Source organism: Nocardia sp. NPDC023852 (genome assembly GCF_040639505.1).
Lineage (GTDB): Bacteria > Actinomycetota > Actinomycetes > Mycobacteriales > Mycobacteriaceae > Nocardia.
Genome location: NZ_JBFAAB010000080.1, coordinates 1 through 1,403, shown reverse-complemented (window position 1 = coordinate 1,403; position 1,403 = coordinate 1). Strand labels below are relative to the sequence as shown.

Annotated in this window: 1 protein-coding gene and 1 pseudogene; both read left to right on the top strand. The window is 62.6% G+C overall.

Translation table 11 applies throughout. The features are described 5' to 3' along the window. Positions 1-97: 97 nt before the first annotated feature. Positions 98-469 (top strand): annotated as a pseudogene (locus AB0H00_RS31955) (VOC family protein); the annotation flags it as partial. A gap of 23 nt (positions 470-492) precedes the next feature. Continuing rightward, the gene (locus AB0H00_RS31950; protein ID WP_357273672.1) at positions 493-618 is read left to right on the top strand and encodes a hypothetical protein; all 126 of its coding nucleotides are present in this window, start codon (positions 493-495) and stop codon (positions 616-618) included. Positions 619-1,403: the final 785 nt, after the last annotated feature.

Below are 1,403 nucleotides of genomic sequence, written 5' to 3'. Positions count from 1 at the left end.
CGGTTCACGAGTCAACCCGCCCGATCTCCTGCGGCACGCTACGGGGCAGCTGACCCCGGACCACGAACCGCTCCCATCAGATAAGTCGACGGTTCAGGTGTCAGATCATGATCAAGTTCAGGTCCCTGCCCGGTACGCGCGGGTCAATGCGTGGGTCATCAGTTCCGATACCGATGCGGAAGTGCGGTTTCTGACCGAGGTGTTCGCAGCGATCGAAACGCCCGGGTCGCGGCTGCTCGATCCAGACGGGGATATCGGGCATGTCGAAGCCGAGCTGGATGACAGCGTCATCATGTTGTTCGATGCCAAACCCGGTTGGCCGTCGACACCGTCGCATTTGCGGGTCTATGTCTCGAGTGTCGAGGAGAGTGTCGACCGGGCGGTGGCGGCGGGGGCGCGGGTGGTCACTCGGCCGACGCTGCTGGCTTTCGGTGAACGTGTTGCTCGGGTGCGTGTTCCGCAGGGACACCTGTGGTGGTTACAGGAGCGGGGGTGGAAGAGGTTGCGCCGGAAGAGCTGGCCGCGCGGTTCGCCGAGCCGGCTGCGCTGGAGGCGATGGGGTATGTGCAGGCAAGTCTGCGGGAGGAGATGGCGGCACGAAACCTGGCTGGACAGTAGGACTCCGACAGGATGCACGACCCGCCCACCGATAGGACTGGTCGTGCATCGTGTTCGCGGTGGCCGCACTGAGAGGTGGTCGGTATCGGGTGCTGGCGGCCGAGCAGTGGGAGGTTGCTCGGTCTACTGCCGCCGAAATCCGGTTCCAGAGCGGCTGCACAGATGTCCGCAAATGCCGCTTACAAGGCTGTTCGGACCGGCCAGGCCGCGGCCGGCTGAACGCACCATCATGCCGATTATGTGGCGCTCACCGCTGGTCTGGCGGGCCCCCGGTAAGGCCCCGGCAACACTGAATATTGGCGCCGATGATCGCGCCGGCGATGGACAGGAGCGCGCGGCCGACAGCGACCAGTCGACGTCGGACGCGGCGCTGGACGAGGGGGACAGCATTTCGGGCCGCGAGTGACCCTTACTCGCAAGTAATTCGGAGAATTTCGAAACGGATGTACCAGTTCTAATCCAGATCAAGATCATGGGCCAATGCGGGCCTCGGGCCATTACCAGCAACAACCAGAGGTATCCGAGACCTTGCGGCAACCAAGCGACTTGGTCGTCCCTACGCCACTGCTGCGATCGAATTGTTATAAGCCCAGGGCGGGTTACCGGCCAGTACGCCACGCCTTTTTGTCTGTCGCTCGGCACTACAGCAGGCGGTAGTATCGAATCCAGCGCTGGCGCAGGCTAAGACGTCGTCTTACGTGGTTGTGATTCGGTTCCGCTGCATCGGATCCGGTTGTGCTGCATGATGTTCGGTTTGTGACCGACGAGTTGTCGAAACGTCTTGT